This window comes from Ruegeria sp. BB7, assembly GCF_056539365.1.
Genome location: NZ_JBQFUV010000003.1, coordinates 154058 through 169750 on the forward strand (window position 1 = coordinate 154058; position 15693 = coordinate 169750).

The 15693-nt window shown below is 56.5% G+C and carries 14 protein-coding genes; 6 read left to right on the forward strand and 8 right to left on the reverse strand.

What is annotated here, in order from left to right:
• Positions 1-13: 13 nt before the first annotated feature.
• From ACR0D7_RS08675 to ACR0D7_RS08685, 3 genes are all read right to left on the reverse strand, one after another.
• The gene (locus ACR0D7_RS08675) at positions 14-1420 is read right to left on the reverse strand and encodes a type II and III secretion system protein family protein (protein ID WP_480678674.1); all 1407 of its coding nucleotides are present in this window, start codon (positions 1418-1420) and stop codon (positions 14-16) included.
• A gap of 191 nt (positions 1421-1611) precedes the next feature.
• Complete coding sequence (gene cpaB, locus ACR0D7_RS08680) at positions 1612-2487, reverse strand: Flp pilus assembly protein CpaB (protein WP_480678675.1); 876 nt, start codon at positions 2485-2487, stop codon at positions 1612-1614.
• Between the two features lie 442 nt (positions 2488-2929).
• On the reverse strand, positions 2930-3190 hold the full coding sequence (locus ACR0D7_RS08685) for a Flp family type IVb pilin (protein WP_480678676.1): 261 nt from the start codon (positions 3188-3190) through the stop codon (positions 2930-2932).
• 352 nt (positions 3191-3542) lie between these two features.
• Here ACR0D7_RS08685 and ACR0D7_RS08690 point away from each other — a divergent pair, with 352 nt between their 5' ends.
• Positions 3543-4409 carry a lytic transglycosylase domain-containing protein gene (locus ACR0D7_RS08690; RefSeq protein WP_480678677.1) on the forward strand — a complete coding sequence of 289 codons (867 nt, stop codon included), beginning with the start codon at positions 3543-3545 and terminating at the stop codon, positions 4407-4409.
• Between the two features lie 48 nt (positions 4410-4457).
• On the opposite strand, the gene ACR0D7_RS08695 is transcribed toward ACR0D7_RS08690, so the two are convergent.
• The 5 genes from ACR0D7_RS08695 to tldD form a co-directional block, all read right to left on the reverse strand.
• The gene (locus ACR0D7_RS08695; protein WP_480678678.1) at positions 4458-5084 is read right to left on the reverse strand and encodes a 3-oxoacid CoA-transferase subunit B; all 627 of its coding nucleotides are present in this window, start codon (positions 5082-5084) and stop codon (positions 4458-4460) included.
• Entirely contained in the window at positions 5084-5788 is a 705-nt protein-coding gene (locus ACR0D7_RS08700; RefSeq protein WP_480678679.1) for a CoA transferase subunit A, read from the reverse strand. Before ACR0D7_RS08700 ends, ACR0D7_RS08695 begins: the two co-directional genes overlap by 1 nt.
• Positions 5789-6278: 490 nt before the next feature.
• Positions 6279-8906 carry a type I DNA topoisomerase gene (topA, locus tag ACR0D7_RS08705; RefSeq protein ID WP_480678680.1) on the reverse strand — a complete coding sequence of 876 codons (2628 nt, stop codon included), beginning with the start codon at positions 8904-8906 and terminating at the stop codon, positions 6279-6281.
• 161 nt (positions 8907-9067) lie between these two features.
• Positions 9068-10195: a DNA-processing protein DprA gene (gene dprA / locus ACR0D7_RS08710; protein WP_480678681.1), complete on the reverse strand. Its 1128-nt coding sequence runs from the start codon at positions 10193-10195 to the stop codon at positions 9068-9070.
• A 228-nt stretch (positions 10196-10423) separates the two neighbouring features.
• Positions 10424-11845, reverse strand: a complete 1422-nt coding sequence (tldD, locus tag ACR0D7_RS08715; RefSeq protein ID WP_480678682.1) for a metalloprotease TldD — start codon at positions 11843-11845, stop codon at positions 10424-10426.
• 176 nt (positions 11846-12021) lie between these two features.
• Between tldD and coxB the strand changes: the two genes are divergently transcribed.
• The 5 genes from coxB to ACR0D7_RS08740 all read left to right on the forward strand — a co-directional run bounded on the left by coxB (position 12022) and on the right by ACR0D7_RS08740 (position 15537).
• The gene (gene coxB / locus ACR0D7_RS08720; RefSeq protein ID WP_480678683.1) at positions 12022-12933 is read left to right on the forward strand and encodes a cytochrome c oxidase subunit II; all 912 of its coding nucleotides are present in this window, start codon (positions 12022-12024) and stop codon (positions 12931-12933) included.
• Between the two features lie 76 nt (positions 12934-13009).
• A complete protein-coding gene (gene cyoE, locus ACR0D7_RS08725) occupies positions 13010-13966 on the forward strand; it encodes a heme o synthase (protein ID WP_170384966.1) in 957 nt (318 codons plus the stop codon).
• On the forward strand, positions 13963-14124 hold the full coding sequence (locus ACR0D7_RS08730) for a hypothetical protein (RefSeq protein ID WP_169794857.1): 162 nt from the start codon (positions 13963-13965) through the stop codon (positions 14122-14124). Before cyoE ends, ACR0D7_RS08730 begins: the two co-directional genes overlap by 4 nt.
• Positions 14124-14699, forward strand: a complete 576-nt coding sequence (locus ACR0D7_RS08735; protein ID WP_170384963.1) for a cytochrome c oxidase assembly protein — start codon at positions 14124-14126, stop codon at positions 14697-14699. The genes ACR0D7_RS08730 and ACR0D7_RS08735 overlap by 1 nt, the downstream gene beginning before the upstream one ends.
• Before the next feature lie 22 nt (positions 14700-14721).
• Positions 14722-15537: a cytochrome c oxidase subunit 3 gene (locus tag ACR0D7_RS08740; RefSeq protein ID WP_170384960.1), complete on the forward strand. Its 816-nt coding sequence runs from the start codon at positions 14722-14724 to the stop codon at positions 15535-15537.
• The last annotated feature ends 156 nt before the right edge of the window (positions 15538-15693 follow it).

Below are 15693 nucleotides of genomic sequence, written 5' to 3' on the forward strand. Positions count from 1 at the left end.
TCCAATCCTCCTATCAATCCAGAACGTAACCGTATGAGCTACCAAAGTCCTGTTTGGCCACTTCGGATGCTCCGCCGGACCCCGCGCGCACAGTGCGTGCAGTTCTTCCGTTTACGAACAGGTCAAATTCGCTAGGCGGTTTGACTCGGTCGGTTGGCAACGCAAGCGCTTCGCCGCGAGATGGCGATACGAGATGCGCAGTGACGATGATAACCAGTTCGCTTTGCTGGCGCTGATATTCCGCGCTGCGGAACAATGCGCCTAGTACCGGGACATCCCCAATCCAAGGGATTTGGCTGTTCAGATCAGCAAAGTCGTCCTGAATCAGGCCTGCGATTGCAAAGCTCTCTCCATCGCGCAGTTCAACTGTCGTTTTGGTCTGCCGAGCGATAAAGGTCGGCACGTTGTTACCTGCGATTGTGAAGTTAGAGTTAGGGTCAATGGCAGAGACTGATGTTCCCAGCTCGAGATTGATGAGATCTCCGTCCACCACACGTGGAGTAAACAGAACCTGAACACCGAAATTCCGGTATTCGATGGCGATGTTGCCATCATCTGCAGGAATCGGGATTGGAACTTGGCCACCTGCAAGGAATTCCGCTTCCTGGCCAGATAGTGCGGACAGGTTGGGTTCTGCAAGGCTGCGCGCAAGACCTTTGGCTTCCAGTGCTTCAAGCAGCAGGCGAACCTGAGTTGAGCCGGCACCAAACCCAAACAGGATTGCACCTGTATTTGTTTGCTGCAATGGAATGTTATTATTCAAAGCGTTAGCGAGCGCGCCAGCAGTGTTCAGCGTGTTGAAGCCGCCGGTAACGTCACTGCCGCCAAAGCCCAGCGAAGCGGTCAGGCTTTTGGCAACCGACCGGTTCATTTCGGCAAAGCGGACTTTCAGCATCACTTGCTGTACACCGCCAACCGACATCAGGTTCGAAACCCGCTCGGGCGCGTAACGTTCGGCCAGTTCCAGAGCCCGGGCTAGTCTTGCGCTGCTTGAGACAGTACCCGAAAGCACGATGCCGTCATTGGCGGTACGTACTTCAATCGGCTCTGTCGGCAGAATCTGCCGCAAACGCTCTTTGAATTCGGAAACATCCGGTGATACGCGAACGCGAACGTTGGCCAGCAAGTTGCCAGCGCCGTCAAACAACGTCAGCGTGGTCGTGCCCGGTGCTTTACCCAGCACATAAATCGTGCGGTCCGAAAGTGACGAAATGTCAGCGATGCCTGCGTTTGCGATACTGAGTTCTGCAAATGGCTCTTCGCTTTCAACTACAATCGCGCGGTTCATGGGAACGTCCAGCGTTTCCGCTGTGCCATTCTTCACCACGCGCAAAGTTTCCGCCCAGGCCGTTTGGCCGAGCGGACTAACTACAAGCGCCAACCCTAGCAGGGTTGCGCTGATCCAAGAACGTATTGTCATGTGACCTGCCTCTCCGATCACGCCTCGTTTTAGCTTCAATGCTTTATGCCAAATAACCCTGCGCGAATTGCGAATTTATTGCAATAATCAATGGTTTCCGGAAGTTTCCTTATGTGGGGATTGCGCAACATGCAAAATGAAACAAGCCGCGCACTGGGCACGGCTTGTTTGGGTAAGACGCTGATTTGGCGTCAGTTTGTGCAGGGAATCTCGGTTTTAACGATTTCCCCTCCGCGCCGCGTGTTAACGGTGCAGACTTTCTTTTGGACGGCGGCCGGGGCAGGCGTCGGCTTTTTCAGGCCAAGCAGTTTTTGCTGGTTAACTTCAATCGCGCTGGTCACGGTATCGCCCTGTGCTCCAACCAAGGCCAGCGACATACGTCCTGTGTTCTGAGCCTGCGCTAAAGCAGCGACTTGCTCCGGGGTCGCAGCAACTGTTACGGTTCGTGCGATTGTCGCTTCGGTCAAATCAGATCCAGCCGACTGGTCGATCGCGACAAGTTCAACATTGGTTTGAATGAGGCGTGTGATTTCTCCGCCGCCGCCTTCGTAATTACCGCTGACCGATCCTGTCCAATAGACGTCCACAAGGTCACCCGGACGCAGAAAGCCGGAAACGCCCGACGCAACATCAACCCTGAAAGCAAAGGCGCGCTGGCCCTTTTTGATTCGTGAAATCAGACCTGCCGGCTCTCCGGGGTTGGTGACTTTCACTGTTAAAATAGCCTCGTCCTTTTCCATGGTTCTCAGGACGAATCGGTTCCCTTTGGCGTCTTCGGGAAACAAATCCGCCATGCCAACAAACGTGCCGTCGGGAATTGCACCTTCGGGCCAATTCACTATCCGTACGTCTTCAGGGGTCAGAGGTTCTCCGTATTTTAACGTCCGATTGGAAACAATCACTTCGACGGTAGGAATCGTTTTGACATTGGCCAACGCATCTTGTGTTGCCTGGCGCTCTCGGGCGAGTTGGTCCTGGTGCTGAGAGATGTAGTCGCGCGCCAAGTAGACGGCGCCACCGGCCAAAGCCACCCCAACTATCAGGACAAGTCCAAATACTGCACGCATTCGCGTCCCCTCATATTATATTTCGTTGTTTCATCGTGTCACCGCGATGAAGTTCGCTTCTAAGTAATCGTAGATTGTGTCGAAAAAGGGGACAATATTTGACTTTATGAGCTATCAAGAGCTCCGAGCGATTGTGTGGTTTGTTCATCAGAAGTTGATTTGGCGGGTTACTTCGTGGAACTGGCGCATCGTTTAACCCCCAGTCAGTCTACGTAGACAAATCCCCTAACGTCGACGAACAATACGGATATTCACCTAGTGCCGATAATAGTTGGCTTGGAAAGCAAGGCCAAAGATTCAATTGATGCATTTAGTTCTCAAGCTAACCAATGGCGTATTTCTACCCGACAAGCTGACGGTAAGTATAAAATAGAACGAAAATAAGGCCACGCTAAAAATAGCGAGGCCCCATTGTAGTCTTGTGGAGTTAGCGCTGTGGCTATTATTGCGTAGTAGTATCGGTAGTACCGCCAGTAGTACCGCCAGTAGTACCGCCAGTAGTGGGGTTCACACTAGGGGTTGCAACGGTGCCTGCTGCAGTTGTCAGCGAGGAGCCTACTGCGGTCGAGACCGCGCTGGTGCCGTTGCCGATCGAAGTATAAGCAACTGCGGCCAGGCCAACGATAGCTGCGGTCAGAACAACCCAGTCAACTGTTACGGCGCCGTCTTCGTCTTTACGGAAGTTCTTGATGAACTTGATCATGTTTCGTCCCTCCTAAAGGATCAAATGTTAATTAAACCTCGGCGTGCTACAGAGCTTTCTCTCTCAGTTCGCTCCCGACCGTCTCGGTATGGCACTATGATTGCCCGTCAGGCGTGGCAGGATTTGGGCCAAACACAGTTTTTTTCCGTTTTCGCTTAACTTTTTACTAAGAATTCATCTAAGGCATTGAAAACATAAAAATAAAAATATTTGAGGGATGAAGTCTCCTACTGTTGTCGGTGTAATATTGCGCCAAATGAGGCGAAATTGCCCCAATTAGTCGTGTTTTTCTGGCTTTGTGAGAGTTTTTACGTTTCAAATCGTACAAAAGAAAAAGCATGAGGCAGGCAAAATGAAATTCCGGGTCGCGATGACCTGCGCAGCTATGGTCGCGTTGTCGATGTCAGGGGCATTGCCTGCCGTCGCGAATGAGGTTGAGCCCAGGGGTGTATATAAAAGAGTGAAACCCCCCAAGCCGGGATCGAGGCCGAAAGTTACAGTCCAGATTTCACCCGAAGAACACGCGGCGGCACCTTTTGCACCCAGTACCGGAGCCGAAATCGTCATCCCCGAAATCGTCGCACGCACCAGAGTTGCACCACCGGGCGTTCCCGGTTCGGGGCCACAGAAAAAACCGGTTGGATCTTACAAGGCCTTTTGGGACAAGGTGTCGCCAGCGCTGGCCGATGGTGGCGCAGGTCGGTTGCGCTCCGCTTTGAACGCATTGGCCGTGACCAATGTAGCATCGCCGCGATTGCAGACGCTCCAGAACATTGCGCAAAAGCAGGGGATCGAGATTCTTCGATCGACTGTGGGCACAAATGTTTCACCCGCGCTGGTGCTGGCGGTGATTTCGGTTGAATCTGCTGGTCGCGCCGATGCGGTCAGTTCGGCCGGAGCGCAAGGGTTGATGCAATTGATGCCCGCCACAGCCCGTCGTTTTGGCGTTAAGGACAGTTTCCAACCCTCTCAGAACATCTCTGGCGGGGTGAAATATCTGAACTGGCTTATGGAAGAGTTCGGCAATGATCCGATTCTGGTATTGGCCGGGTATAATGCGGGTGAGGGGGCGGTGCGTAAACACGAAGGCGTGCCACCATATGCGGAAACGCGGGACTATGTGCCCAAAGTTCTTGCGGCCTTTCAGATTGCCAAAGCCTTGTGCTCAACGCCGCCCGAGTTGATTTCGGACGGGTGTGTGTTCCAGACCCTGAATTGAAAAAGGCCCGCCAGATCCGGCGGGCCTTTTCTATCTCTCAGCTTCAGATCAGTTGACGATCTTGGCCTGAGTTGCAGCCCGCATCTCGTCCTCGCTGACGCCGTCGGCCAGTTCGACGATCTTCAGGCCGCCTTCGACCACGTCCAACACACCAAGGTTGGTGATGATGCGATCAACAACGCCCTTGCCGGTCAGAGGCAAAGTGCATTCCGTCAGCACTTTGCTGTCGCCGTGCTTGTTGGTGTGATCCATCACCACGATCACGCGACCCACGCCTGCAACCAGATCCATTGCGCCGCCCATGCCTTTGACCAGCTTGCCGGGAATCATCCAGTTGGCCAGATCGCCTTTCTCGTCCACTTCCATTGCGCCCAGAATCGCAGCGGCAATCTTACCGCCTCGGATCATGGCGAACGAGGTTGCGCTATCGAAGTATGAGGTTCGGGACAGTTCGGTGATCGTCTGCTTGCCTGCGTTGATCAGGTCAGCGTCTTCCTCGCCTTCAAACGGGAAGGGACCCATGCCCAGCATACCGTTTTCGGATTGCAGAGTGATATCCTTGTCGCCCACATAGTTCGCCACCAGCGTCGGAATACCGATGCCGAGGTTCACATACATGCCGTCTTCCAGCTCTTCTGCCGCGCGCGCGGCCATCTGATTGCGGTCCCAGGGCATTATGCGTCCTCCTTCTTGCGGGTGGTGCGCTGTTCGATGCGCTTTTCGTGATCGCCCTGAATGATGCGATTCACGTAGATTCCCGGCAGATGGATCGCGTCCGGGTCGAGCGAGCCGCGCGGGACGATCTCTTCAACCTCGGCCACACAAATCTTACCGCAGGTCGCGGCAGGCACGTTGAAGTTGCGGGCGGTCTTGCGGAAGATCAGGTTGCCGGTATCGTCGGCTTTCCACGCTTTCACGATGGCGAGGTCGGCAAAAATGCCTTCTTCCATGATATAGGTCTCGCCGTTGAAATCCTTGTGCTCTTTGCCTTCAGCGATCACGGTGCCTACGCCGGTTTTGGTGTAGAAGCCGGGAATACCCGCCCCACCGGCGCGCATGCGCTCGGCCAAAGTGCCCTGCGGGTTGAATTCCAGCTCAAGCTCTCCGCTCAGGTATTGGCGCATGAACTCTGCGTTTTCTCCAACGTATGAGCTGATCATCTTTTTGACCTGCTTGGTTTGCAACAGGATGCCGATACCGAAATCATCAACGCCAGCGTTGTTCGAAGCAAAGGTCAAGTCCTGAGCACCCGACTCCTTGATCGCATCCAACAGCAGTTCAGGAATGCCGCACAGGCCGAAACCGCCCGCGGCAATAAGCATGCCATCCGTCAGCACCCCATCAAGCGCTTCGGTGGCATTGGCATAGATTTTCTTCATGGAAAACTCCCCCAATGACATGGTGATGGGCAGGTTGTGCCGCCACGTCACGGGGAAGTCAACGAATCCAAGGAGGTGTTGGTATTTCTACCTAAGTGGCCCGATGCGATGATGCCGGGTTACTCAGTGAATAGGGTTCCAGCTTAGCTTTCAGGACCTTTGACGGACGTGCGGAGTGGTAAATGCCCTTGTCCTGCCAACTGCTTGTTCGCAGGAACCCCTGAACCTCGGGCCAGTCCAACATGTCGTCATGCGGGGCAAGGTACCACGTGCATTCATCGGGAAAGGCGAGCCAGATATTTCTTCCTATGTATTTCCTATCGATGGTCCAGCGGCTTTTTTGTTGGACTATTTTGATATCCCCATCACTTTCCCGATGCACAATAAGGTCAACACCCTCATCAAACACCGGGAGGAAAACGTTATACCCGAGGTCAAGAAGTGCTGACGAGAGTGCGTTTCGCAGTATGATTTCCCGTCGGCTCATGGGTTAGCCAGCAGCTTTTTTAGTGACCTTCTTGGCAGTAGCTTTCTTCTTGGGTGCTGCCTTCTTTTTCGTACCCTTCTTGGCGGCGCGTTCATTGACCAGTTCGATGGCCATTTCCTGCGTCACGTCCTCGGGTTTGATATCTTTGGGAATAGTCGCATTGACTTTTTCCCATTTCACATAGGGCCCATAACGCCCGTCCAGAACCTGCATGGCACCGCCATCGGGATGCTCGCCCAGTTCCTTCAGCGCTTTGGCTGCGGCCCGACCACGCCGCCCCGGATTGGCGCGTTTTTCCGCCAGCATTTCGACCGCGCGGTTCATGCCGATCTCGAAAACGTCATTCGGATCTTTGAGGTTGGCATAAACCGGCTTTGCCTCTTCAGGCAACTGATGCATGATATACGGCCCGAACCGCCCGAAATTAGTGCTGATCATGCCGCCTTCGGGATGCTCTCCGATCTGACGCGGCAGGGACAGCAATGTCAGGGCCTTGTCCAGGTCCATGTCGTCCTTGCTCCAGCCACGGGGCAGAGAGGCACGGGGGGGCTTCTTGTTCTCAGGCGTTGGCTCTCCGCGCTGGACATAAGGACCGAAGCGACCGGATTTCAGCCAGATCTCATCACCCGCATCTTCGCCCAGCAGGCGTTCGTCGCCCTCGGCCCCTTCGCCGGCGATGGGACGGGTATAGGTGCATTCAGGATAGTTGCCGCACCCCACGAACCCCCCGGTGCGAGAGGTTTTTAGGTGCAGCTGACCCGTTCCGCATTTGGGGCAGATACGCGGGTCTGAGCCATCTTCGCGCGGAGGATAAAGCTGGGGTGCCAGTGCCTCGTCCAGCTTGTCCAGAACCTCGGAGATACGCAGTTCAGATGTCTCGCCAATCGCCGCCGAGAAATCACGCCAGAACTTGCCCAGCAAGTCCTTATAGTCGCGGTCACCAGCGCTGACGTTATCCAGTTCTTCTTCCAGATTGGCGGTGAACTCATAGCCCACATATTGGCGGAAGAAATTCAGCAGAAAGATGGTGACGATCCGACCTTTTTCCTCGGGGATCAGCCGGTTCTTGTCCTTGCGCACATATTCCCGGTCTTGAATCGTCGTCACGATAGATGCGTAGGTCGACGGGCGACCGATCCCCAATTCCTCCATCCGCTTGACCAAAGTGGCCTCGGTATAACGCGGGGGCGGTTGGGTGTGGTGCTGCAAGGCAAGAACAGATTCGTTGTCGGACAGGACCGCGGCCTTGTCCGACTCGCCGGTTGCTTTGACAAATTGCTCACGCAGCGAGGTCTTGGCAAAACGCGCCGGATCGCCCTGCATGATCTGAGGCAGGCGCTTTTCGTCATCATCGGCCACATCATCACGGCCTTCTTCATAAACGCGCATGAAGCCATCAAACAGTACCACCTGACCTGTAGCGCGCAGACCAACCTGGCCATCATCGCTGCCAATCTCGACCGTCGTCCGCTCCAGCCGCGCGGCGGCCATCTGGCAGGCGATAGTGCGTTTCCAGATCAGATCGTACAGCTTGCGCTGATCCTCGTCCGTCACCTTCAGCGCCTTGGCATCGCGCGACATGTCCGTGGGGCGGATACATTCGTGTGCTTCCTGTGCGTTCTTGGCCTTGTTCTTGTAAATACGCGGGCTGTCCGGCACGTATTCAGCGCCATAGCGATCCGCGATTGCATCGCGCGTAGCGGCCACAGCCTCGGGCGCCATATCAATGCCGTCGGTCCGCATATAGGTAATGTACCCAGCCTCATATAGCCGCTGCGCCACCTGCATCGCATGGCGCGCGCCCATGCCGAATTTGCGGCTGGCTTCCTGCTGCAGGGTTGAGGTCATGAACGGTGCGCTGGGGTTGCGCGCAGCAGGCTTCGCCTCGACCGAGGTGACACTCAGCGCGCGGCTGGTGATGGCCTGCACCGCCAGTTCGGCTTGCGTGACATTGGACAGATCATGCTTATCCAGCTTTTTGCCTGCCAGAGTTACCAGTCGCGCCTCATAGGTCTGACCGCGCGGGGTTTCGAACAACGCACGGACCGACCAGTATTCGACCGGCTTGAATGCCTCAATCTCCATTTCGCGTTCAACGATCAGGCGCAGGCAGACCGATTGCACGCGCCCGGCTGACTTTGCGCCTGGCAGTTTGCGCCACAGAACAGGCGACAGGTTGAATCCCACCAGATAATCCAGCGCGCGGCGGGCCAGATAGGCCTCGACCAGTGGCATGTCTACCTGACGCGGGTTCTGCATCGCCTCGGTCACAGCATCTTTGGTAATGGCGTTGAAGGTCACGCGGCTGACAGGCGTGTCCTTCTTGATCGAGCGGCGCTTAGTCAGCGCCTCTTGCAGATGCCAGCTGATCGCCTCGCCCTCGCGATCGGGGTCAGTAGCGAGGATCAGGGCGTTGTCTTCTTTCAGAGCGTCGGCGATGGCTTTGACATGCTTGCGGCTGTCATTACCAACCTCCCATTTCATCTCGAATTCATGCTCGGGGTCGACGGATCCGTCCTTGGGGGGCAGATCGCGGACATGGCCGTATGACGCCAGAACCGTGTAGTCGGCGCCAAGGTATTTATTGATTGTCTTGGCCTTGGCAGGGGATTCTACAACAACTACAGGCATTTAGGGAAAAACCTCGCTCGACAAATTGGGCGCCTTCTATGATTGTGCAAAATGTGTAGGGCAAGAGCGAATTGTCAATGCGTTCCTTTAAAAAGGCGAAATTGGCGGTGAATTCAGTGTGGTAGGCGAAGAAAATTTATGCGCGTGCCGCGAAATCTTTGTCACGCTGTCAGCGAAAGTAACCCGCCAGGCTGGCGTTGTATGCGCCCGTCCAGTTCCAGATCAACCAGTGCTGGACCAATCTCGCCAGCCGTGGCGGCAATGTCGCGGATCAGTTGATCTTCAGCTATAGGAGAAGGACCAAGCCGAGCTAGAATTTCGCGATGTAGGTGTGCGCAAGATGGTGAAGGTTCTGGTGCAACGCCGGGAAAGGAGGCTTCGCACAGATCTGCTTGCGGCTGTGGCAGTGCTTCGATCACGTCTTCTGCGGATCGCACCAAAATGGCACCGTCACGGATCAACAGATTGCAGCCTGCCGCGCGAGCATCGAACGGGTGGCCGGGAACGGCCAAAACCTCACGCCCTTGATCCAGTGCATCGCGCGCAGTGATCAGGCTGCCGGATTTGGCAGCGGCTTCCACCACCACCACTGCCTGCGCGAGGCCCGAGATGATCCGGTTGCGGCGCGGAAAGTGACGCGCCTGCGGGGTCACTCCCATGGGCTGTTCCGAAAGGCGCAGGCCCGATTTTATGATGTCGCACGCCAGATCAGTGTTCTCGGCCGGGTAGATAACGTCAACGCCTCCGGCCATGACGGCCACTGTGCCGGTACCCAGCGCAGCCATATGCGCCGATGTGTCGATGCCGCGGGCAAGGCCGGACACAACGACATACCCTTGTTTGCCCAAATCGGTAGCCAGCCCACGTGCCATGCGTGCACCCAGTGATGAGCAATTGCGCGCCCCGACCATGGCAATGCTGGGTTTGCGCAGAACCGAGATGTCACCGATGGCCCAAAGCAAAGGCGGGGCGTCAGACAGGTCATTCAAAGCGTCAGGAAAATCAGCGGACCCAAGGCACAAAAGCCGCGCATTGGCAGATTTTGCAGCCTTGAGTTCCGCCTCAATCACGCCGGGCGGGCAAATTTCATACCCTTCAATTCCGGCAGCGCGTGCCATTTCAGGCAGCGCGGCCAACGCGTTCTGCGCCGAGCCATGTTCCCGCAGCAGTCGACGAAACGTCGCCGGACCGACCTTGCGCGAACGCAACAGACGAAGCCAGGAAAACCGGTCCTCTTCCGTGGTGGGTGGGAGTGTGGGGTGATTGGAAGAAAGCTGTTCTTCGGTCATCCGATGCTCCGCCTGATTGCCTAACTGGTTTATGGCTGCAGGAGTTAACAGCTTGTGAATCCATTCAAATTATTCGGATAATTTTCCTGAACTCGCCCCGGGGCTTTCGTAACTGCTAGATTTAAATCAATAAAATTTACCCAGCCCTCAGGGGGCAACCTTGAGGGGCTACTGACAAATGCTATTCATCAAGGAAGGGGGTTAACCCTGTCCATCAATGATTCTGCGTCAGGTCGCGGATCCACCAACGGTCAGACCGTCCATCAGAACTGTCGGCTGACCCACGCCCACTGGCACCCACTGGCCATCTTTGCCGCACGTCCCCATGCCCGGATCAAGCGCCATGTCGTTGCCGAGCCCTCGAATGCGGTTCAGCGCGGACGGCCCATCCCCGATCAGAGTCGCCCCTTTGACCGGAGCGCCGATTTTGCCGTTTTCGACGCGGTAGGCTTCGGTGCATGAAAACACGAACTTGCCATTGGTGATGTCCACCTGTCCGCCGCCAAAGCCGACGGCCCAGATACCGTCTTTGATATCCGCCACAAGCGAAGCCGGGTCGGCGTCTCCGCCCAGCATCACCGTGTTGGTCATGCGTGGCATCGGTTTGTGGGCATAACTCTGCCGCCTTCCGTTGCCGGTGGGGGCAACACCCATCAGGCGCGCATTCTGGCGATCCTGCATATATCCGGTCAGGATACCGTCCTCAATCAGCGCCGTCCGTGAGCTGGGTGTGCCTTCATCATCCACGGTTATCGAACCGCGACGGTCGGCAATCGTGCCGTCATCCACAACTGTCACGCCTTTCGAGGCGATCTGCTGCCCCATAAGGCCAGCAAAGGCCGAGCTGCCCTTGCGGTTGAAATCACCTTCCAGCCCGTGCCCGATGGCTTCGTGCAGCAAGATGCCGGGCCAACCTGGGCCGAGCGCGACTTCCATAACCCCAGCAGGTGCAGGGATGGCGTCCAGATTGACCAGCGCAATCCGCAGCGCCTCGCGCGCTTTGTCCTGCCAGTCGGCAGGGTCGATCAGCCCATCCAGCCCCACGCGGCCACCACCTCCGGCCGAGCCGCTTTCGCGACGGCCGTTGTGTTCCACGATGACCGAGATGTTCAGGCGTGTCATAGGCCGGACATCACGTACGTGAACGCCATCAGGGCGCAAAATCTCGACCTCTTGCACGGCGGCTGCAATGGTGGCGCTGACCTGCACAACACGCGGGTCCAAATCGCGAGCGAAGGCGTCGATCTCGCGTAGAGTTTCGATTTTCACCGGGAAACTGGCGGATTCGATCGGGTCTTCGTCCGTATATAGCCGCGTGTTGGTGGCGCGGGGCGCCTCGGCCAACGTGCCGCCGCCATCACCTACGGCTAGCCTGGCGGTTTCGGCTGCCCGTTTTAAAGCGTGAATCGAGACATCGGTGGAATGAGCGTATCCGGCGACTTCTCCTTGTACAGCGCGCAGGCCAAACCCCTCGGATGCGTCATAGGACGCAGTCTTCAAACGCCCATCGTCAAAGACCAGAGACTCGGATTTCCGGCGCTCGACGAACAGTTCTCCGTCTTCGGCCCCAGCGGTGGCAGACTGCAAAACCTCAAGCGCTTCGTCCTGCGGAAGAGCGCTTTCAAATGGGCGAAACGGGTCGTTGGGCATCACTTGGGACCTTTCGAGTTTGATCCAGATCAAAAATAGCGTCTGTTTGACGCAAGCATTTTGCTTTATCTACCCGCCGGAATATGGTTTTTAACGCGGCCAAAGACAACGGGAGAGGTGCGACTGATTCACACCTTTTCGCCAGGGACGCAAAGATCAAACGATCAGGACAGAATATGAAGAATGCTTTGATGCTTTCGGGGCTTGCAACAGCCCTCTCCAGCCTTCCCGCTATGGCTCAGGAGCTTGAGATTATCGGTAAACCGGTTGACGGCGGTATGGGATTCCAGCCCGCAGCCACCAGTCTGGCCGACGGGATTCACCGGCTGGACGGAATGATTCTGGTGATCATTACCGTAATCTGCCTGTTCGTCGCGGCGCTGCTGGTTTACTGCATCGTCCGTTACAACCAGCGTGTGAACCCAACCCCTGCGCGATTCTCGCACTACACCCCAGTTGAGATTGCATGGACCTTGGGTCCGATCCTGATTCTGGTCTTTATCGGTGCCTTCTCGCTGCCAGTTCTGTTCAAACAGCAGGAAATTCCCGAAGGTGACGTGGTCATCAAGGTAGTCGGCAACCAGTGGTACTGGACCTACGAATATGTCGATCATGATTTTGCGTTCGACAGCTACCTGCTGGGTCACCCAGCGACCTTGGACGAGGGTGCCCGCCCAGCGGACGCGGACGTAACGCCGTTCGTTCTGGATGACGCGATGCGCGCCAAGCTGGTCGATGCCGGTTACGGCGAAGACGAGTGGCTGCTGGCGACCGACACTGCTGTTGTCGTGCCCGTCGGCAAGGTTATCGTCATGCAGGTTACCGCTTCGGACGTGATCCACTCGTGGACCATTCCGTCCTTTGGTGTGAAACAGGATGGTGTGCCTGGACGTCTGGCCGAGCTGTGGTTCCAGGCCGACAAGGAAGGCATCTACTTCGGTCAGTGTTCGGAACTGTGCGGTAAGGACCATGCTTACATGCCGATCACCGTCAAAGTGGTCAGCGAAGAGGCATATGAGGAATGGCTGCAGGGCGCGATCGACGAATACGCAGGTCTGCCCGCGGCCTATCAGGTTGCCTCGAACTGATCCGGGCTTTGGCCGATCAGAAACATGATGCAGGCTGTGCGGTAATCGCGCAGTTTTCGCCCCAGAAGGACCCGAAATGAGCGACGCAAGCTTCAATGCCAGCACCGTAACCGCGCAGACCCGCGCGGACGAGGCCAGCTTTGGCGACTACTTCGCCCTGCTGAAGCCGCGGGTGATGTCGCTGGTCGTTTTTACTGCTCTGGTCGGTCTGCTGGCCGCGCCGGTCCCCGTTCATCCCTTTGTCGGCTTTTGCGCCATTCTGTTCATTGCCATTGGTGGCGGAGCGTCGGGTGCTCTGAACATGTGGTGGGACGCGGATATCGACAAGGTGATGAAGCGCACCAAAGGGCGTCCGATCCCGTCCGGTAAGGTCGAAGAGGGTGAAGCCATGGCCATCGGCCTAGCCCTGTCCGGCCTGTCGGTGATCATGCTGGGGTTGGCGACCAACTGGTTCGCAGGTGCCTTTCTGGGCTTTACCATCTTTTTCTACGTTGTTGTCTACACGATGTGGCTGAAGCGTTCGACGCCGCAGAACATCGTGATTGGCGGTGCAGCAGGAGCTTTCCCGCCGGTGATCGGTTGGGTGGCAGCCACAGGCTCGATGACGCTTGAGCCGTGGCTGATGTTCGCCCTGACCTTCATGTGGACCCCGCCGCACTTCTGGGCGCTGGCGCTTTTCATGCGCTCGGACTACGACGATGCGGGTGTGCCAATGCTGACAGTGACTCACGGTCGTCGCGCGACCCGCTGGCATATACTGTTTTATACCGGATTGCTGGCACTGCTGGCAGTTGGCACTGCGTTTTCGGGTATTGGTGGACCGATCTATCTGACAGTTGCCGTGGTGATGAACGCTCTGTTCCTGCGTGGCGCTTGGCAGATTTCACGCCGGACCGAGGACGACTCGGAAGCGGATAATTTCAAGGTCGAGCGCTCTTTCTTCAAGCTCTCGCTGCTCTATCTGTTCCTACACTTCGGCGCGATTTTGGCCGAGGCGCTGCTGAAACCCTATGGGCTGGGAGGTTGGTCATGAGCCTGCGCAAAAGCCATGAATTGCACCAACGCCGGTTCAGTCGCAACCTGGGGGTTGGCCTGACGCTGGCAGCTTTCATCGTCATCATCTTTGGTCTGACCATCGTCAAGGTTTCGGGCACTAGCCTGGGTCTGCCGACGCAGGAGGTGCAGAACTGATGGCATTGTCCGGTCCGCAGAAAACAGTGGCACAGACGGTTGGCGTGGTTGTCCTGATGGGCAGCTTGGCATGGGCGGCGGTGCCGTTCTACGACTGGTTCTGCCGGGTCACTGGTTTTGGCGGTACCACGGGCGTGGCCGAAGTGGCACCCGAGGACATCCTTGACCAAAAGGTGACAGTCCGCTTTGACGCGTCAAAGGCCAAGGACATGGCTTGGGAATTCAAGCCGGTCGAGCGCGAGATGGAGGTTCGTATTGGTGAGACCGGGTTGGCTTTCTATGAAGCTTACAACCCGACCGATCGACCAATTGCGGGGCAGGCATCTTACAACGTCGCGCCTTATTCGGCTGGCGGATATTTCCAGAAAATCGCCTGTTTCTGCTTTGAAGAGCAGGTGCTTCAGCCCGGCGAACGGGTTCAGATGCCGGTAACTTTCTTTGTCGACCCGGAAATGGTCGACGATCTGGAAGCAAAGTATGTTCATACGATCACTCTGTCGTATACATTCTACGAAATTGACCTGCCCGAGGGCTACGCCGCCCTTGAAACGCAGGCAGATACAAACACGAACTAACGCCTGTAGGTGAGGGACGCTGATGGCACACGCAAAAAACCATGATTATCACATTCTGGCCCCGTCGATCTGGCCGCTGATCGGCGCGATCGGTGGCTTTGTGATGTTGTTCGGAGCAGTCCTTTGGATGCACGGTATCACGCCGTTCATGTTCTGGGCTGGTCTGGTGGCCGTTCTGTACACCATGTTCGCCTGGTGGTCCGAAGTGGTGGCGGAAAGCCGCGCGGGCGATCACACGCCAGTCGTCCGCATCGGTCTGCGCTATGGGTTCATCCTGTTCGTGATGTCCGAGGTGATGTTCTTCTTTGCCTGGTTCTGGTCGTTCTTCAAACATCGCATGTACCCGATGTACGACTATGCTGGCACCGAGTACATCCAACCGGATATTCACGCGGTTGACCCGTTCCACCTGCCGCTGATCAACACGCTGGTTCTGCTTCTGTCTGGCTGTGCGATCACTTGGGCCCACCACGCTCTGGTTCATGACAATGACCGCAAAGCGCTGATTCAGGGGCTGGCGATTGGCATCGTTCTGGGCATTGCGTTCACCGCGCTGCAGGGCTTTGAGTACTACGAACTGCTGGCCCATGAGGGTTGGAAATTCGGTGGCGATCAGTTCTATTCGAACTTCTTCATGGCAACCGGTTTCCACGGCGCGCATGTGATTATCGGCACGATCTTCTTGACCGTCTGTCTGATCCGAGCGCTGCGCGGTGATTTTACACCAGAGAAACACGTCGGGTTCGAGGCTGCTGCTTGGTACTGGCACTTCGTTGACGTTGTGTGGCTGTTCCTGTTCTTTGCAGTCTACATCTGGGGTCAGGCACCGCTGATGTAACGCCGCTCAGGTGATCCAATTGTAAAAGCCGCCCTCGGGGGCGGCTTTTTCTCTATTCGGGGCGCAAGATTGCGCCCCATACAATTGTGTGGTTGCAATTCGGCCCGCACGCCCCTTAACAAGACGCCGGTTCCCGCCACGAGGTTCGACCCTGAT

Coding starts and splice junctions, on each gene's coding strand:
- ACR0D7_RS08675 (WP_480678674.1), bottom strand. CDS start 1,420: ATGACAATACGTTCTTGGATCAGCGCAACCCTGCTAGGGTTGGCGCTT.
- cpaB (WP_480678675.1), bottom strand. CDS start 2,487: ATGCGTGCAGTATTTGGACTTGTCCTGATAGTTGGGGTGGCTTTGGCC.
- ACR0D7_RS08685 (WP_480678676.1), bottom strand. CDS start 3,190: ATGATCAAGTTCATCAAGAACTTCCGTAAAGACGAAGACGGCGCCGTA.
- ACR0D7_RS08690 (WP_480678677.1), top strand. CDS start 3,543: ATGAAATTCCGGGTCGCGATGACCTGCGCAGCTATGGTCGCGTTGTCG.
- ACR0D7_RS08695 (WP_480678678.1), bottom strand. CDS start 5,084: ATGCCCTGGGACCGCAATCAGATGGCCGCGCGCGCGGCAGAAGAGCTG.
- ACR0D7_RS08700 (WP_480678679.1), bottom strand. CDS start 5,788: ATGAAGAAAATCTATGCCAATGCCACCGAAGCGCTTGATGGGGTGCTG.
- topA (WP_480678680.1), bottom strand. CDS start 8,906: ATGCCTGTAGTTGTTGTAGAATCCCCTGCCAAGGCCAAGACAATCAAT.
- dprA (WP_480678681.1), bottom strand. CDS start 10,195: ATGACCGAAGAACAGCTTTCTTCCAATCACCCCACACTCCCACCCACC.
- tldD (WP_480678682.1), bottom strand. CDS start 11,845: ATGCCCAACGACCCGTTTCGCCCATTTGAAAGCGCTCTTCCGCAGGAC.
- coxB (WP_480678683.1), top strand. CDS start 12,022: ATGAAGAATGCTTTGATGCTTTCGGGGCTTGCAACAGCCCTCTCCAGC.
- cyoE (WP_170384966.1), top strand. CDS start 13,010: ATGAGCGACGCAAGCTTCAATGCCAGCACCGTAACCGCGCAGACCCGC.
- ACR0D7_RS08730 (WP_169794857.1), top strand. CDS start 13,963: ATGAGCCTGCGCAAAAGCCATGAATTGCACCAACGCCGGTTCAGTCGC.
- ACR0D7_RS08735 (WP_170384963.1), top strand. CDS start 14,124: ATGGCATTGTCCGGTCCGCAGAAAACAGTGGCACAGACGGTTGGCGTG.
- ACR0D7_RS08740 (WP_170384960.1), top strand. CDS start 14,722: ATGGCACACGCAAAAAACCATGATTATCACATTCTGGCCCCGTCGATC.